The organism is Streptomyces sp. NPDC050703 (assembly GCF_040654435.1).
Classification (GTDB): domain Bacteria; phylum Actinomycetota; class Actinomycetes; order Streptomycetales; family Streptomycetaceae; genus Streptomyces.
In genome coordinates, this window is record NZ_JBFAHX010000011.1 from 1 (window position 1) to 16713 (window position 16713).

Below are 16713 nucleotides of genomic sequence, written 5' to 3' on the forward strand. Positions count from 1 at the left end.
CCGTGTGTGGTGTGGAGCCTAGACACCTCCACCACACCGGAGGTCTTCGCCATGATCAAGACCCAGCCCTGTTAACAACGCTCGTGATCAATACACCTAGGCGTGCGCCCGCCGGACCCTGCGCCAGGCCGCGGGCGCCAGGCCGAGCAGCAGGGTCAGGACGACCGCCACCACGACGCCCTCCCACGGCTCCTCGAAGAGCGAGCCGCCGAGGATGCCGATCACCTGGTACGTCGCCGCCCAGGCGAGGCAGGCGGGCAGGTTGCCGCGGGCGAACCGCCGCAGCGGCATCTTCGCCAGCAGGCAGGCCAGCATCACCGGGATGCGGCCCGCGGGCACGAGCCGGGAGAGCACCAGGACCAGCACGCCGTGGTCCTTCAGCTTCGCCTGCGCCTGCGCGAGCCGTTCCTCGGGCGCCCGGTCCCTGAGCGCCTCCAGCCAGCGCGAACCGTTCTTCGACCGCATGCCGCGCCGCCCGAGCCAGTACAGGCCGATGTCGCCGAGGAACGCCGCGAACGCCGCGACGGCGAAGACGACGAGCAGCGAGAACGGCGCCGTCTGGTGCAGGGCCACCACCGCCGCCGAGCTGACGAGCGCGCCCGTCGGCACCACCGGCACCAGCGCGCCGATCACCACGAGCAGGAAAAGCGAGGGGTAGCCGAGCGCCTGCTGCGTGCTCTCCGGCGGTATCTGGGCCACCGCCGCGAGCGTCACCTGGCCACCTCCGGCAGCACGCTCTCGCCGTGGGCCAGCCGGTGCACCGTCACCTTCGGGGCGAGGCGCCGCGCGTGGCGCACGAACTCCGCGCCCGGCGCGTGGAACTCGTGCGGGCGCACCGCGTCCATCCCGATCGGCCAGTACGTGCCGTAGTGCACGGGGACCGCGCTGCGCGGCGCGAGCCTGACGAGCGCCTCGGCGGCGCGGCCCGCGTCCAGGTGGCCGTGGCCGAGGTAGGGGCCCCAGCCGCCGACCGGGAGCAGCGCCACGTCGACGTCGCCGACCTCCTCGGCCATCGTCTCGAAGAGCCCGGTGTCCCCGGCGAAGTACGTGCGGGCCTCGCCGCTCACCACATAGCCGAGGGCGGGGGAGCGCTGCGGCCCCACGGGCAGCCTGCGCCCGTCGTGCCGCGCGGGCACCACGCGGACCACGAGGCCGCCCACCGGCACCTCGTCGCCCGGCACGACCTCGGTGAGCCGCAGGTGCGGCAGCCTGCGCGCCAGGCCGGGCACCGCGCGGGACGCGCCGCGCGGGACCAGCGCCAGGGTGCCGGGCGCGAGCCGGGCCAGCGAAGGAACGTGCAGGTGGTCGGCGTGCAGATGCGAAAGGAGCACCACGTCGGCGACGGCCGCCGCCGGGGGCGGCAGGGCGCCTCTGCGGCGCCGCAGATGCGCGAGGCGGCGGGCGAAGAGCGGATCGGTGAGGACGCGGACACCCGAGTCCTCGACCGTACAAGTGGCGTGGCCCCACCATGTGACCTCGACGGGCACCCGGTTCCTCCTTATGGCGACTGTCTCCGAGCCTACGGCCAGGAGTAGGGTCAGCGGCCACGCCGAGGGTGAGGGGTACGCCATGGAGGAGCACGGGGGCGCCTCCGCCGCCGTGGTGCGGGCGGCGGCGATCGCCAGCCTCGTGCCGCTCGCCGAGCTGGAGGCCGACCCCTTCCTGGTCGACTCGCGCAGCCAGCACGCCATGTGCGCCCGCTGGGCCGCCGCCCACGGGTACGTGATCACCCGCGAACTCGTCGTACGCGCGCTGCGCACCGACCACCGCATCCTCTGGGGCGACGTCGACGCGGGCCTGGTGGACCTCTTCGTCGTACCGAGCCGCAGGGTCCTCGACCAGGCACTGCGCTGCCCCGAGGAGTTCGCCGCGGAGTGCGCGCGGCGGGGCGTGCGGATCGAGACGGCGGGCCTCGCCGAGCCGGCGTACGACGCGCGGATGAAGGCGCGGGTGCACCGGCGGCTCTCCATGCCCACCGCGGGGTACGACGGCCGCTGAGCGAGGGGACCGCCGGTTCGGAGCGCTCTGCCCGGGTATGGCAGGGTGGTGCCCTGTTCGGGCAAGAGGAGTGGCCGCATGGGGCGATGGCGGAAGACCGGCAGCGCCGCGTGGCGCGTGGTCGCCGTATGGGCCGTCAGCACGCTGACGATGCTCGTGCTCGCCGGCATCCTGCCCGACTTCAGGCTGCAGGCCGACGGCGGCGACAGCGCCACCCGCATCGCGACCACCGCGGCCCTCGGCGCCGGCGCGTTCGGGCTGCTCTCCGCGCTCGTGTGGCCGCTGCTGGTGCGCGCCCTGCTGCTGGTGCCCGCCCTCGTGCTCGGCCTGCTCGCCTTCTTCCTCAACGGCTCGCTGCTCCTGCTCGCCCTGCGCCTCATCCCCGAGGGCCGCGGCGAGTCGGGCCCCGAGACCGCCGTGGTCGTCGCCGCGGTGATGTCCGCCGTCGCCTCCGCCACCGGCGGCGCCCTCGCCGTCCGCGACGACGACGCCTACCGCCGCCGCCTCTACCGCCTCGCCGACCGGCGCCGCCGCCGCGGCGGGCAGGACGGGACGGGCGCCACCCACCCCGGCACGGTCTTCATCCAGCTCGACGGGGTCGGGCACGACGTGCTGCTCGCCGCCGTCGTCAGGGGCCTGACGCCCACCCTCGGGCGGTGGCTCGGGGAGGGCGGCACCGAGGCCACCCACCGCCTCACCCCGTGGCGCACCGACTGGTCGAGCCAGACCGGGGCGAGCCAGCTCGGCATCCTGCACGGCTCCAACCACGACGTCCCCGCGTTCCGGTGGTACGAGAAGGACACCGGCGAGGTCATGGTCAGCAACCGGCCCTCCTCGGCCGTGGAGCTCCAGCGCCGCGCCGTCGAGCGCACCGGCGACGGCGGTCTCCTCACCGTCGACGGCGCGAGCCGCGGCAACCTCTTCAGCGGCGGTGCCGAACAGCTCGCCCTCGTCCTCTCCGTGGCCGCGCGGCGGGGCAGGGAGAACCGGTCGCGGGCCGGGTACTTCGCCTACTTCTCCGACCCCGCCAACGCCGTCCGCACCGCCCTGTCCTTCGTCGCCGAGGTCTTCCGTGAGATCGGCGAGTCCCTGCGGGCCCGCGCCGAGCGGCGCCGCCCGCGCGTCGGCAGGGGCGGCCTCTACCCGTTCATCCGCGCCTTCGCGACCGTCGTCGAGCGCGACGTGGTGGTCGCCGCCGTCATCGGGGACATGCTCGCCGGGCGCAGCGCGGTCTACGCCGACCTCGTCGCGTACGACGAGGTGGCGCACCACTCGGGGCCGTGCGGCAAGGACGCCGACAAGGTCCTGCGGCGCCTCGACCGCTCCCTCGCGCTGCTTGAGCAGGTGGCCGAGCACGCGCCCCGCGCCTACCGGATCGTGGTCCTCTCCGACCACGGGCAGAGCCCGGGCGAGACCTTCCGGGCCCGCTACGGCCTCACCCTCGGCGACCTCGTCAGGGCCGGCTGCGGCCTTCCCGTGCCGCGCAGGGCGCAGCGCACGCACAGCGGCGCCGAGGCCCGCGCGGCGGTGCGGGCGGCCCTGCGCAGGCCGGTCGAGGAGGGCGCCGACGAGCGGCGGCCCGCCCGCCGGGCGGAGCCGGTCGTGCTGGCCTCGGGCAACCTGGGGCTGGTCTCGTTCCCCGACGTCTCCCACCGCATGACCCGCCAGGAGATCGACCGCCGCCATCCGGCGCTGCTCCCCACTCTCGCCAACCACCCGGGGATCGGCTTCCTCCTCGTACGCGACGCGGAGCGCGGCGGGCTCGTGCTCGGGGCGCGCGGGGCCGAGGTGTACCTGGACGAGGACCCGGCGGACCTCGGGCCGCTCGCCGACTTCGGGCCCGGCGCCCTGGAGGCGGTCCGGCGCACCGACGGCTTCCCGCACACCGCCGACATCATGGTCAACTCCTGGTACGACCCGGACGAGGGCGAGGTCCTCGCCTTCGAGGAGCAGATCGGTTCGCACGGCGGGCTCGGCGGGGCGCAGTCCCACCCGTTCCTGCTGTCCCCGCTCACGCTGCCCGACCCGGTGGCCGACGGGCGGCGGCTGGTCGGCGCCGAGCAGATCCACCGCGTCCTGCGGGACTGGCTCGGCGAGGACGCGGGTCCCGAGATACCGGTGGCGGCCCGCGCGGCCCAGGCGGCGGAACCTTTCATTCCGGTGGATGAATCGCCGTCCGGAGCCACCGAGAGCACAGCTTTTGCGGCCGTCGACCATGCCCGGCAGGACAAAACGCGCTGATTTTGAGCGGCGTCCGCCGTGCCCGACCATGTCTTGCGCCCGGCGATCCCGGGCACCCGGCACGACGAGAGGCGCACCACCCCATGCACGACACCGGAACCCCACCGCGGCAGTCGGGTCCGGCAGGCGGAGAGCAGGACGCGGCGCGGAGCAAGCACGCCCGCCGCTTCGGGCTCCCCATCGCCACCTGCCTCGTGATGGGCAACATCATCGGTGGTGGCATCTTCCTGCTGCCCGCGTCCGTCGCCCCCTTCGGCACCATCAGCCTCGTCGCCTTCGCCGTGCTCACCGCCGGCGCCATCGCCCTCGCCCTCGTCTTCGGACGGCTCGCCGAGCGCGACCCGCGCACCGGCGGTCCCTACGTGTACGCGCGCGAGGCCTTCGGCGACTTCGCCGGGTTCCTCGCCGCGTGGTCGTACTGGATCACCACCTGGGTCTCCAACGCCGCCCTCGCCGTGGCCGCGGTCGGCTACCTCGACGTGCTCGTCCCGGTCGACGACCACAAGTGGTCCGCCTGCCTCGCCGCGCTGGTGCTGCAACTGCTCCCCGCCGCGGCCAACTTCGCCGGCACCCGGTACGTCGGCGCGGTCCAGCTCGTCGCCACCGTCCTGAAGTTCCTGCCGCTGCTCCTCGTCGCCGTCGGCGGGCTCTTCTTCTTCGACAGCGGCAACCTCGGCCCCTTCAGGGCGAGCGACGACAGCCCGGTCGGTGCGGTCTCGGCGGCCGCCGCGATCCTGCTCTTCTCCTACCTCGGCGTGGAGTCGGCCGCCGTCAGCGCCGGCGAGGTCCGCGACCCGCGGCGCAACGTCGGGCGCGCCACCATCCTCGGCACCGTCGGCGCCGCCCTCGTCTACCTCCTCGGCACCCTCGCCGTCTTCGGCACCGTCGCCCACGAGAAGCTGGTGGGCTCGACGGCGCCCTTCTCCGACGCGGTCGACGTCATGTTCGGCGGCTCCTGGGGCGGCACCGCCGTGGCCTGTGCCGCTCTGGTCTCCATGGTCGGCGCGCTCAACGGCTGGACACTGCTGAGCGCCCAGACGCCGTACGCGGCCGCCAGGGACGGGCTGTTCCCCGGAGCCTTCGGGAAGAAGAAGCGGGGCGTGCCGACCGTCGGCGTCCTCGTGACCGTCGTCCTCGCCTCACTGCTGACCGTCTACAACTACACGGCGGGCTCCGGCGGCGTCTTCGAGTCCCTCGTCCTGATCACCACGTTCACGGCGACCGTGCCCTACCTCCTGGCCACCGCCGCGCAGATCTACTTCCTCGTGTCCGGGCGGCGCGAGCGGGTCGACCGCGGGCGCCTCGTGCGGGACGGGGTCCTCGTCGGCGTCGCGTTCGCCTTCTCGATGTGGCTGGTGGGCGGCTCCGGGTACGCGGCCGTCTACCAGGGTGTGCTGTTCCTCTTCGTGGGCGTGCTCGTCTACGCGGTGATGGCGGCCCGCAGGCAGCGGGCCGCCACCGTCACCGCCCCGGAGGACTGACCCCCGACGGGCAGGAACGCTCGGCTCGCATCATCCCTGAGGCACCGCTCCGCCCCCGCGCGGCCCGTTTCCGCCCCGAGTGTGATCGGATGGTGGCCACGCACCTTCCGATCACGGAACCGCACCGAAGGGAACTGCATCGTGGCAACCACGCGCTCCGCGCACACGGTCTGGGAAGGCTCTCTCACGGAGGGCTCGGGCACCGTCACTTTCGACTCCTCCGGCATCGGGGAGCAGCCGGTGTCCTGGCCGTCGCGCGCCGAGCAGGCGAACGGCAGGACCAGCCCCGAGGAGCTCATCGCGGCCGCTCACTCCAGCTGCTTCTCCATGGCGCTCTCGCACGGCCTGACGGGCGCGGGCACCCCGCCCACCCGCCTGACGACGTCCGCCGACGTCACCTTCCAGCCGGGCACCGGCATCACTGGCATCCACCTCACCGTCGAGGGCGAGGTGCCGGGCCTCGACGAGCAGGCCTTCACCGCCGCCGCCGAGGACGCGAAGGCCAACTGCCCGGTGAGCCAGGCCCTGTCGGGCACGACCATCACGCTCTCCGCCAAGCTCGCCTGAGGCGACACCGGCCGCTGACGGTGCCGCCGCCCCGCTGAGGGCGGCGGCACCGTCGTGTCCGGCCCGCACACCGCCCGGGCCTGTCCCGTCCGAGCTTGTCCCCTCTGGGCATTGACAAGATGCCGCTCAAGTTTTGTGATGGAGAGCGGAGTAGACCTGGACACGGGGGACATGCGCTCGCGGCGGAAGGGACTGGACCCATGGCACGTGCGGTCGGGATCGACCTCGGGACGACGAACTCAGTGGTGGCCGTGCTGGAGGGAGGTGAACCGACCGTCGTCGCCAACGCCGAGGGCGCGCGCACCACACCCTCGGTCGTCGCCTTCGCCAAGAACCGCGACGTACTGGTGGGCGAGGTCGCCAAACGGCAGGCGGTGACGAACGTGGAGCGCACCGCGCGCTCCGTCAAACGCCACATGGGCGACAGCGGCTGGCGCTTCCCGGAGAGCGGCTCCGTGGACGGCACCCGCTACACCGCCCAGGAACTCTCCGCGCGCGTTTTGCAGAAGCTCAAGCGCGACGCCGAGTCCTACCTCGGCGAGGACGTCACCGACGCGGTGGTCACCGTCCCCGCCTACTTCGACGACACCCAGCGCCAGGCCACCAAGGAGGCCGGGGAGATCGCGGGCCTGAACGTCCTGCGCATCATCAACGAACCCACGGCGGCGGCCCTCGCCTACGGCCTGGACAAGGGCGACGACCAGACCGTCCTCGTCTTCGACCTCGGCGGCGGCACCTTCGACGTCTCACTCCTGGAGATGGGCGAGGGCGTCATCGAGGTGAAGGCCACCAACGGCGACACCCGGCTCGGCGGCGACGACTGGGACCAGCGGATCGTCGAGCACCTGGTGCGGCAGTTCAAGAACGCGCACGGCGTGGACCTCGGCAAGGACAAGATGGCGCTCCAGCGGCTGCGCGAGGGCGCCGAGAAGGCCAAGATCGAGCTCTCCTCGTCCAGCGAGACGGACATCAACCTCCCCTACATCACCGCCTCGGCCGACGGCCCGCTGCACCTCGCGGAGAAGCTGACCCGCGCCCGCTTCCAGGAGCTGACGGCGGATCTCCTCGAACGCTGCAAGGTCCCCTTCCACCAGGCGGTCAAGGACGCGGGCGTCGCGCTCTCCACCGTCGACCACGTCATCCTGGTGGGCGGCTCCACGCGGATGCCCGCCGTCACGGAACTGGTCAGGGAACTCACCGGCAAGGACCCCCACAAGGGCGTCAACCCCGACGAGGTCGTGGCGCTCGGCGCGGCCCTCCAGGCCGGTGTGATCCGGGGCGACGTGAAGGACGTGCTGCTCCTCGACGTGACGCCGCTCTCCCTCGGCATCGAGACCAAGGGCGGCATCATGACCAAGCTCATCGAGCGCAACACCACCATCCCGACCCGGCGTTCGGAGACCTTCTCCACCGCCGAGGACAACCAGCCGTCGGTCGGCATCCAGGTCTTCCAGGGCGAGCGGGAGATCGCCGCGTACAACAAGAAGCTCGGCGTCTTCGACCTGACGGGGCTGCCGCCCGCGCCGCGCGGCGTCCCCAAGATCGAGGTCACCTTCGACATCGACGCCAACGGCATCATGCACGTCTCGGCCAAGGACGAGGCCACGGGGCGCGAGCAGCGCATGACGGTGACCGGCGGCTCCGCGCTGCCCGAGGACGACATCAACCGCATGGTCCGCGAGGCCGAGGAGCACGCGGAGGAGGACCGCAGGCGGCGCGAGGCCGCCGAGACCCGCAACCAGGCCGAGCAGCTCCTGCACCAGACGGAGCGGTTCCTCAAGGACAACGCCGCGCGGCTCGCTGACGTCCCCGCGGCGACGAGGACCGAGGTGGAGACCGCCGCGGCCGAGCTGAGGGACACCCTCAAGGACAAGGCGGACGACACGGCGGCCCTGCGCACGGGCGCCGAGAAGCTCGCGACGGTCAGCCAGAAGCTCGGCCAGGCGCTCTACGCCGACGCCGGGAGCACCGCCCAGGAGCCGCCGCCCACCGGCGCCACCCCCGGCCCGGCTTCAGGGCCGTCCACCGAGGAGGGCGTGGTGGACGCCGAGATCGTGGACGAGGAGGACCGGGGCAAGGGCGGGAAGGAAGGCACCCCCTAGGGTTCCGTCCGCTCCCAGCCGCGCCGCTCGGGCCGGGCGCCGACCCGGCCCGGGTCCTTGCTCCGGTACACCACGTACGGCCGGAACAGGTACTGCACGGGCGCGCTGAACATGTGCACGAGCCGGGTGAAGGGGATCAGCGCGAACAGCACCATGCCCACCACCGCGTGGATCTCGTACAGCACCGGCACGCCCGTCATCCGGTCGACGTCGGGACGCAGCGTGAACAGGCTGCGGGCCCAGGGGCCGATGGACTCCCGGTAGTTGTAGCCGTCGCCCGAGGTGTGGGTGAGCTTGGCGACCATGCCGAGCACGATCGCCGCGAACAGCACCAGGTACATCAGCTTGTCGTTGGCGGTCGTCGCGCGGAAGACGGGCGTGTTGGTCCGCCGCCGGTAGAGCAGCAGCAGGATGCCGAGGACGAGCAGGACGCCGGCCGCCGTGCCCCCGTACAGGGAGAACAGGTGGTAGGTGTGCTCGTCGACGCCGAATCCGTCCGTCCACGACATCGGCAGGAACAGGCCGACGAGATGGCCGACGAGGACGAACAGGATGCCGTAGTGGAACATCGGGGACGCGATGTTCAGGAGCTTGGACTCGTAGACCTGCGAGGAGCGGGTCGTCCAGCCGAACTTGTCGTAGCGGTAGCGCCAGACGGTGCCCGCGACGAGCAGCACGAAGGCGACGTACGGCAGGACACCCCACAGCAGGGTCTTCATCAGTGCTCCCCGATGAGTGCGAAGGGTTCGAGGCCGACGGTCTCGCGCGGCGGCCCCGACCTGGCGAGCGCGAGTGCCTCGGCGCGGTCCCTGGGCGAGGGCCCCGGCAGGCTCGCGCACACCGCCTCAAGGACCTCGGCGTACGGCGTCCCCGCGTCGTGCAGGGCCAGGCGCAGCAGTTCGAGGCCGCCGCGGTGCTCCAGGAGCAGTTCCGGCCCCGCGAGCGCCGAGAATTCGAGGACCACCGGGAGGAAGTCCGGCAGCTCCTCGCCGCTGAACTCCAGGCCGTGCGCCCGGTACGCCTCCTTGAAGCGGACCAGGGCCATGCCGCGCCTGCGGGTGTCGCCCTCCCGCCACCAGCTCAGATACAGACTGTGCCGGTTCTTGAAGTCGAAGACCCGCACGTAGTGCGCCGCCAGCTCGCGGGGCTCCGTCGAGGCGGCGTACGCGAGGAAGCCGGCCAGCTCCGGGGGAGCGGCGGCCTCGATCAGGGGCAGCCGCTCGTGGAACTCCGCGTCGGGATAGGCGAGGCAGAGCGCGGCGGCCTGGTGCAGCACGGCGTCGCGGCCGGTCACCGGTCCTCCTCCGGAGCCGCGTTCGCCTTCTCGGCGGCGCTCGGCTGCTCGTCGGCGGTCTGCCGCTTCCGCAGCACGTGGAAGTTCTCGACGGTGACCAGGGGCAGCCGCTTCCTGCCGCCGGAGTCCTGGCCGAACGGGCCGTCGCCGCCCATCCCCGGGCCGTCCTGGTGGTCGAGGCTGCACGTGTCGGGCACGGCCGTCTCCTCCAGGTGCCGGGCGTCCGCGACGGCCGCGGTCGGGATGACGTAGCGCTCGTCGTACTTGGCGACGGCGAGCAGGCGGTACATCTCCTCGATCTCCGGCCCCGTCATCCCCACCGCGTCCGCCACCGAGCCGTCGGGCGCGTCCCCGAGGTTGATGGCCCGCATGTGCGCCCGCATCGCCGCCAGCTTCTCCAGCGAGGCGCGCACCGGGCCGACGTCCCCGGCGGTGAAGATCTCCGCGAGGTATTCGAGGGGGATGCGCAGGGTGTCGATCGCCCCGAAGAGGTTGCCGGCGTCCTCGCCGTCGTGCCCGGTCTCGTTGAGGGCGTCCACCACCGGCGAGAGCGGCGGGACGTACCAGACCATCGGCAGGGTGCGGTACTCCGGATGCAGCGGGAGCGCCACCCTGTACCGGCTGATCAGCGCGTGCACGGGGGAGCGGCGGGCCGCCTCGATCCAGTCGTACGAGATGCCGGACCGCTCGGCGTCCTCGCGTACCCCGGGGTCGGCCGGGTCGAGGAAGACGCCGAGCTGCGCCTCGTACAGCTTCTCGTCGTCGGGCTCGGAGGCCGCCGCCGTCACCTTGTCGGGGTCGTACAGGATCACGCCGAGGTAGCGCAGGCGTCCCACGCAGGTCTCCGAGCAGACGGTGGGCAGGCCCACCTCGACGCGCGGGTAGCACATCGTGCACTTCTCGGCCTTGCCGCTGCGGTGGTTGAAGTAGACCTTCTTGTACGGGCAGCCCGTCACGCACTTGCGCCAGCCCCGGCAGTGGTCCTGGTCGACGAGGACGATGCCGTCCTCCTCGCGCTTGTACATCGCCCCTGACGGGCAGGACGCCACGCACGACGGGTTGAGGCAGTGCTCGCAGATGCGCGGCAGATAGAACATGAAGGTCTGCTCGAAGGCGAACCTCACCTTGTCGGCGGCCTGGCGGCGGACCTTGGCGACCATGGGGTCGAGGTGGCCGTGCTCGGTGGCGCCGCCGAGGTTGTCGTCCCAGTTCGACGACCACTCGATCTTCATCGGCTTGCCGGAGATCAGGGAGCGCGGCTCGGCCACCGGGTAGTCGTCGCCGAGCGGCGCGTCGGTGAGGTTCCTGTACTCGTACGTCCAGGGCTCGTAGTAGTCCTTGATCTCGGGCAGCTTGGGGTTCGAGAAGATCTCCAGGAGCGACTTGATCCGGCCGCCGCCCTTGAGCTTCAGGGCGCCGCGCTTGTTCAGCTCCCAGCCGCCGCGCCACTTCTCCTGGTCCTCGTAGCGGCGCGGATAGCCCTGGCCAGGGCGGGTCTCGACGTTGTTGAACCAGACGTACTCCATGCCGTCGCGGTTGGTCCACGCCTGCTTGCACGTGACCGAACAGGTGTGACAGCCGATGCACTTGTCGAGATTCATCACCATCGCGATCTGGGCCATGACGCGTCGTCGGCCGGTTGCGGCACGGGGCATCTCAGTACTCCACCTTCTGCGTCCTGCGGCGGACGACCGTCACCTCGTCGCGCTGGTTGCCCGTCGGGCCGAGGTAGTTGAACGCCCACGACAACTGCGCGTAGCCGCCGATGAGGTGCGACGGCTTGAGGATCAGCCGGGTCAGGGAGTTGTGGATGCCGCCGCGCCTGCCGGTCGTCTCCGCCTTCGGGACGTTCACCGTGCGCTCCTGGGCGTGGTGCATGTAGACCGTCCCCGCCGGCATGCGGTGCGAGACGATCGCCCGCGCCACCACGACGCCGTTGCGGTTGACCGCCTCGATCCAGTCGTTGTCCTTCACGCCGATCGCGTCCGCGTCCTGCGGCGCCATCCAGATGGACTGGCCGCCGCGCGAGAGCGACAGCATGAAGAGGTTGTCCTGGTACTCGGAGTGGATCGACCACTTGTTGTGCGGGGTGAGGTAGCGGACCGTCACCTCCCGCTCGCCGTCGGGGCCGAGCCGCGGCTCCCCGAAGAGGCGGTTCATGTCCAGGGGCGGCCGGTAGACCGGCAGCGCCTCGCCCAGCTCGTGCATCCAGTCGTGGTCGATGAAGAAGTGCTGGCGCCCGGTGAGGGTGTGCCACGGTTTCAGGTGCTCGGTGTTGAGCGTGAACGCCGTGTAGCGCCGCCCGCCCGACTCGCTGCCCGACCACTCCGGCGAGGTGATCACCGGCACGGGCGCCGCCTGCGTGTCCGCGTACGTGACGCGTTTGCCCTCGTGCTCGGCGGCGAGGTGCGCCATCTCCTGCCCGGTGCGCGTCTCAAGCGTGTGGAAGCCCTGTGTCGCCAGGCGCCCGTTGGTCGTGCCCGACAGGGCGAGGATGGTGTTGGCCGCCTTCACGGCGGTGTCCAGGGCGGGGCGGCCGTCGGCGGGCCCGCCGCGCACGACGCCGTTGCGCTCCTTCAGCTCCTCGACCTCCTGGTCGGGGTGGAGCGCGATGCCCTTGGCGGGCAGGCCCAGCTCCTCCACCAGCGGGCCGAGCGCGGCGAACTTCGCGCCGGTCGCGGTGTAGTCGCGCTCCACGACCGCCAGGTTCGGCAGGGTCCTTCCGGGCACCGGCTCGCACTCGCCCTTGCGCCAGTCGAGGACGACGCCCCCGGGCTGCGCGGTCTCGCCCGGGGTGTCGTGCTGGAGCGCGGTGGCCACGAGGTCCCTGCGCACGCCCAGGTGGTCCACGGACAGCTCGCTGAGGCGGTCCGCGAGGGCGCGGAAGGTGTCGAAGTCCGTGCGCGCCTGCCACGGCGGGTCGACGGCCGGGGTGAAGGAGTGCACGTAGGGGTGCATGTCGGTGGTGGAGAGGTCGTGCTTCTCGTACCAGGTCGCCGCGGGGAGCACCACGTCGGACAGGAGCGTGGAGGACGTCTGCCGGAAGTCCAGCGACACCAGCAGGTCCAGCTTCCCCTCGGGGGCCTCCTCGTGCCAGGTCACCGTGGAGGGCCGCTCGCCGGGCGCGGCCTCCTCCGCGCGCAGCGAGGAGTGCGTGCCCAGCAGGTGCCTGGTGAAGTACTCGGCGCCCTTGGCGGACGAGCCGAGCAGGTTGGCACGCCACAGGGTGAGGACGCGCGGCCAGTTCTCGGGGGCGTCCGGGTCCTCGCAGGCGAACCTGAGCGTGCCCGCCTTCAGCTCCTCGACGGCGTCCGCGACCGGGTCGTCGGAGGACGAGGCGAGGTCGAGGGGGTTGCGGTCGAACGTCGGGTACGAGGGCATCCACCCGGAGCGCGCCGACAGGGCCAGGCAGTCGGCGCCCGTCATCCCCGCGAAGCGGCCCTCGCCCAGCGGCGAGGCGAGCACGTCCGCGGCGAACCTGTCGTAACGCCACTGGTCGGTGTGGAGGAACCAGTAGGCCGTGCCGATCATCTGCCGGGGCGGTCTGCTCCAGTCGATGCCGCCGGCCAGTGTCGCCCAGCCGGTGACCGGGCGGCACTTCTCCTGGCCCACGTAGTGCGCCCAGCCGCCGCCGTTGCGGCCCTGGCAGCCGGTGAGCTGGAGCAGGGCGAGGAAGGCGCGGTAGATCGTCTCGGAGTGGAACCAGTGGTTGGTGCCGGCGCCCATCAGGATCATGCAGCGCCCGCGCGACTTCTCCGCCGTCGCCGCGAACTCGCGGGCGATCTTCACGCACTTCCCCGCGGGCACCGAGGTCAGAGCCTCCTGCCAGGCGGGCGTACCCGGCTGCGAGGCGTCCTCGTACGAGGCGGGCCACTCGCCGGGCAGCCCCTCGCGCGCCACCCCGTACTGCGCGAGCAGCAGGTCGAAGACCGTGGTGACCAGCGGCCCCTCCTGCCCGCCGAGCCGCGTCGCGGGCACACCCCTGCGCACCACCTCGCCCCGGCCCTGCCCGTGCGTGCCGCCCTCGGTGTCGAAGCGGGGCAGCGCGACCTCGACGCCCGAGGCCACGGCGGAGCCCTGGAGGGTCAGGAGCGGGTCGATGTCACCGAGGTCCAGGTTCCACCTGCCCTTGCCGGACTCGGTCCAGCGGAAGCCGAGCGAACCGTTGGGGACCGCGGGGAGCCCGGTCGTCCGGTCGAGCACCGCCGTCTTCCAGTCACCGCCCTCGCCCGCCTCGCCGAGGTCGGTGGCGCGCAGGAACTTCGCGGGGACGCAGACGCCGTCGCGCTCGGTCAGGGTGACCAGGAAGGGCAGGTCGGTGAACCTGCGCACGTAGTCCGTGAAGAACTCCGTGGCGCGGTCGACGAAGAACTCCTTCAGGACGACGTGCCCCATCGCGATGGCGAGGGCCCCGTCCGTGCCGGGGTGCGGGTGCAGCCACTCGTCGGCGAACTTGGCGTTGTCCGCGTAGTCGGGCGCCACGACCACGACCTTCTGCCCGCGGTAGCGCGCCTCCGCCATCCAGTGCGCGTCCGGCGTCCGCGTCACCGGCACGTTGGAGCCCCACATCATCAGATACGCGGCGTCCCACCAGTCACCCGACTCCGGTACGTCGGTCTGGTCGCCGAAGACCTGCGGCGAGGCGACGGGCAGATCCGCGTACCAGTCGTAGAAGGACAGCATCGGCGCGCCGATCAGCCCCATGAAGCGGGCCCCCGCGGCGTGCGACACCATCGACATCGCGGGGATGGGCGAGAACCCGGCGACGCGGTCGGGCCCGTACGTCTTGATGGTGTGCACGTGCGCGGCGGCGATGATCTCGACGGCCTCGTCCCAGGTCGCCCGCACCAGGCCGCCCTTGCCGCGCGCCCGCTGGTAGCGGCGGCGGCGCTCCGGGTCGCCCTGGATGTCCGCCCAGGCGAGGACCGGGTCCTTCAGACGCGCCTTCGCCTCGCGGTACATCTCCAGGAGCACGCCGCGCAGATACGGGTAGCGGACGCGGGTGGGGGAGTAGGTGTACCAGGAGAACGCGGCGCCCCGCGGGCAGCCCCGCGGCTCGTACTCGGGGCGGTCGGGGCCGACGCTCGGGTAGTCCGTCGCCTGCGTCTCCCACGTGATGATGCCGTCCTTGACGTACACCTTCCAGCGGCAGGAGCCGGTGCAGTTGACGCCGTGCGTGGAGTTGACGACCTTGTCGTGGCTCCACCGGTCGCGGTAGAAGGCGTCCGCGTCCCGGCCGCCGGTCAGCCGCACGCTGTGCAGGTCGGGGGCGGCGGTGCCGCGCCGGAAGTACCTGCCGGCCCGCAACAGGGCGGCGGCGGGCTCGGTCGTCTCTGTCACCGTGGGGCTCCCTAGGTATGCCTTGCCCCTGAACCTAGGGGCGACCGGGCGCGGGCACCTTTCCGCGGGGGCCGTACGGGTTGCGGGCGGGGCCCGGCGCCGCCGGTCATGCCGGGGGACCCGGCATTACCTCACACGTAATCGACCGGCGGGCGCCGGGCCGCCAGAGTGGTCTCACCGGGTCCGGTCCGGCGCACTCCGGACCGGCCCCGGGAACCACGGCATCCCCGCTCCCGCCGCTTGGAGGCACACCCCATGTCCGCAACGACGTACCCGCTCGCCGGCCTCGCCCGCACCACCGACCCGACCACCATGCTGCGCCGCTTCCTCGCCCTCGACGCGGTCGTGACCGCCGGCAACGGTGTCGCCTACGCCGCCGCCTCAGGACCCCTCGGGCGCTTCCTCGGCGTCGACTCCGGGCTGCTGCTCGGGATCGGCGTCTTCCTCGCCGTCTTCGGCGCGGGCGTCGGCTACCTCGCCGCCCGCAAGAGCCCGCCGACGTTCGGGGTGCGGGCGGTGATCGAGGCCAACGCCCTCTGGGCGGTGCTCAGCATCGTCGCCCTCGCCGTCTGGCTCTCGCCGACCACGGCGGGCACGGTGTGGGTCCCGCTCCAGGCCCTGACCGTCGGCGGCTTCGCGGCCCTGCAGTTCATGGCGCTGCGCGCGCTGCGGTCGCAGGGTTCCTGAGCCGCCCGTCCCCACCGGCCGCACCCCCGGTGAACCACCCGGCGGACCGGGCGCCCACGAGGCCCCGGTCCGCTAGGTCATGCGCGTCTGCAGGTACTTCGTCGTCGCCGGGTCGGCCGGGAGCAGGGTCTCGATGGCCAGCTCGGCGACCGTCACGTCCATCGGGGTGTTGAACGTCGAGATGGACGAGATGAAGGACAGCACGTGCCCGTCGTGCTCGATCCGCAGCGGCAGCGCGAAGTACGGCACGTCCGTCCCCGCGTCGAAGGCGTCCACCCCGGGATCGTGCACCGGATACGCGGCCACCTCCTCGTACACCGCGCGCAGGGCGTCGGAGCGCTGGAGCGCGATCTGCCGCTCCATCTGGTGCAGCAGATGGCCCCGCCACTCCCGCAGGTTGCGGATACGGGGGGCGAGGCCCCGCGGGTGCAGCGTGAGCCGCATCGCGTTCGCCGGACTGGCGAGGTCGTCGGGGATGCCCTCCATGAGCATCGCGACGCCGCGGTTGGCCGCGACGACGTCGTACGCCGCGTCGACGACCAGGGCGGGATACGGCTCGTACCCGGTCAGGAGCTGGTCGAGGCCCTCGCGCAGCGTCCCCATCGCGGGGTCCTCCAGCGGGGTCTCCCGGAAGCGGGGCGCGTAACCGGCGGCGAGCAGCAGGGAGTTGCGGTCGCGCACCGGCACGTCGAGGTGGTCGGCGAGGCGCAGGACCAGCTCCTCGCTCGGCCGTGCCCGGCCCGTCTCGATGAAGCTGATGTGCCGCGCGGAGGAGTCCGCGCGCAGAGCGAGCTCCAGCTGGCTGACGCGGCGCCGCTCGCGCCAGCCGCGCAGCAGCGGCCCCACTCCGGTGGCGTTCCCCTTGGCGGGCTGGTCGGGCTTGGCCTTGCCTTTGGTGTTCCCCTTGGCGGGCGCGGCGGTTGTCATGGTTAGACGGTAGTCGAAGCGGGGTGTGGCAAGGTGGGACGACCTCGCCGAACACCTCGCCGCAGACCTCGCGGCC

13 protein-coding genes are annotated in these 16713 nt (G+C 72.5%); 6 read left to right on the forward strand and 7 right to left on the reverse strand.

The annotated features are described in order from the left end of the window. Positions 1 to 96: 96 nt before the first annotated feature. Positions 97 to 714, reverse strand: a complete 618-nt coding sequence (locus AB0I16_RS13055) for a VTT domain-containing protein (RefSeq protein WP_363249417.1) — start codon at positions 712 to 714, stop codon at positions 97 to 99. Continuing rightward, entirely contained in the window at positions 711 to 1487 is a 777-nt protein-coding gene (locus AB0I16_RS13060) for an MBL fold metallo-hydrolase (RefSeq protein ID WP_363249418.1), read from the reverse strand. The genes AB0I16_RS13055 and AB0I16_RS13060 overlap by 4 nt, the downstream gene beginning before the upstream one ends. 82 nt (positions 1488 to 1569) lie before the next feature. On the opposite strand from AB0I16_RS13060, the gene AB0I16_RS13065 reads away from it, so the two are divergent. The 5 genes from AB0I16_RS13065 (at position 1570) to dnaK (ending at position 8389) form a co-directional block, all read left to right on the forward strand. Continuing rightward, positions 1570 to 1998, forward strand: a complete 429-nt coding sequence (locus tag AB0I16_RS13065; RefSeq protein ID WP_363249419.1) for a hypothetical protein — start codon at positions 1570 to 1572, stop codon at positions 1996 to 1998. 78 nt (positions 1999 to 2076) lie between these two features. Then, on the forward strand, positions 2077 to 4239 hold the full coding sequence (locus AB0I16_RS13070; protein WP_363249420.1) for a phage holin family protein: 2163 nt from the start codon (positions 2077 to 2079) through the stop codon (positions 4237 to 4239). 83 nt (positions 4240 to 4322) lie between these two features. After that, entirely contained in the window at positions 4323 to 5720 is a 1398-nt protein-coding gene (locus AB0I16_RS13075; RefSeq protein WP_363249421.1) for an amino acid permease, read from the forward strand. A gap of 141 nt (positions 5721 to 5861) precedes the next feature. After that, positions 5862 to 6287 carry an OsmC family protein gene (locus tag AB0I16_RS13080; protein ID WP_363249422.1) on the forward strand — a complete coding sequence of 142 codons (426 nt, stop codon included), beginning with the start codon at positions 5862 to 5864 and terminating at the stop codon, positions 6285 to 6287. A gap of 200 nt (positions 6288 to 6487) precedes the next feature. Then, positions 6488 to 8389, forward strand: coding sequence for a molecular chaperone DnaK (gene dnaK / locus AB0I16_RS13085; RefSeq protein ID WP_363249423.1), 1902 nt, complete (start codon positions 6488 to 6490; stop codon positions 8387 to 8389). Here dnaK and narI read toward each other — a convergent pair. From narI to AB0I16_RS13105, 4 genes are read right to left on the reverse strand one after another with little or no spacing between them, the layout of a single operon-like run. Then, entirely contained in the window at positions 8386 to 9108 is a 723-nt protein-coding gene (gene narI, locus AB0I16_RS13090; RefSeq protein ID WP_363249424.1) for a respiratory nitrate reductase subunit gamma, read from the reverse strand. The two genes, dnaK and narI, sit on opposite strands and share 4 nt — an antisense overlap. After that, positions 9108 to 9683 (reverse strand): nitrate reductase molybdenum cofactor assembly chaperone, encoded by a 576-nt coding sequence (narJ, locus tag AB0I16_RS13095; protein WP_363249425.1) that lies wholly within the window; start codon positions 9681 to 9683, stop codon positions 9108 to 9110. The genes narI and narJ overlap by 1 nt, the downstream gene beginning before the upstream one ends. Then, on the reverse strand, positions 9680 to 11338 hold the full coding sequence (gene narH / locus AB0I16_RS13100) for a nitrate reductase subunit beta (protein WP_363249426.1): 1659 nt from the start codon (positions 11336 to 11338) through the stop codon (positions 9680 to 9682). Before narH ends, narJ begins: the two co-directional genes overlap by 4 nt. Before the next feature lies 1 nt (position 11339). Continuing rightward, complete coding sequence (locus AB0I16_RS13105) at positions 11340 to 15023, reverse strand: nitrate reductase subunit alpha (protein ID WP_363249427.1); 3684 nt, start codon at positions 15021 to 15023, stop codon at positions 11340 to 11342. Between the two features lie 255 nt (positions 15024 to 15278). Between AB0I16_RS13105 and AB0I16_RS13110 the strand changes: the two genes are divergently transcribed. Next, a complete protein-coding gene (locus AB0I16_RS13110; protein ID WP_363249428.1) occupies positions 15279 to 15710 on the forward strand; it encodes a hypothetical protein in 432 nt (143 codons plus the stop codon). Between the two features lie 72 nt (positions 15711 to 15782). Here the strand turns inward: AB0I16_RS13110 and AB0I16_RS13115 are convergent, their stop codons facing one another. Beyond that, a complete protein-coding gene (locus tag AB0I16_RS13115) occupies positions 15783 to 16637 on the reverse strand; it encodes a helix-turn-helix transcriptional regulator (protein WP_363249429.1) in 855 nt (284 codons plus the stop codon). Positions 16638 to 16713 lie beyond the last annotated feature (76 nt).